Origin of the sequence: Leptospira ainlahdjerensis (assembly GCF_016919175.1) — a bacterium.
GTDB classification, from domain to species: Bacteria; Spirochaetota; Leptospiria; order Leptospirales; family Leptospiraceae; genus Leptospira; species Leptospira ainlahdjerensis.
Genome location: NZ_JAFFPU010000060.1, coordinates 1 through 364 on the forward strand (window position 1 = coordinate 1; position 364 = coordinate 364).

Here is a 364-nt window from a genome sequence, read left to right on the forward strand (position 1 = left end):
GCTTTTTCGGAAAGAGAAATTCATATTTCATCTTTTTGTTCACGGCTTCGATCATACTGTTTGAAAACGTAATATCCACTTGAGCGATTAGCTTTTCAATGAAAAGGCCGGGACTTCTGAGAAATACATCAACCTCTCCCGCATTTTCAGAACCGTCGTCGCAGAGAAGTTGGATGGGCTTTTGAAATAAATTAAATTTTTCACAAACCTCACGCAAGTTGAGCATCGCCATTTTAGAGTTCCATTCCAAAGAAGCTTTCCAGCCAAGAATGGTTCTGGAAAAATTGTCCATGATGAAATGGATGTAGACTTTAGCCCCGTCTTGTACTCTTAATATCGTTGTATCCATGTGAAGGAGAAGTAA

At 39.3% G+C, this 364-nt stretch carries 1 protein-coding gene; it reads right to left on the minus strand.

What is annotated here, in order from left to right:
* Positions 1 to 364, minus strand: a 364-nt coding sequence (locus JWG45_RS15435; RefSeq protein WP_205280541.1) for a DDE-type integrase/transposase/recombinase, incomplete at both ends; no start/stop codon positions are given.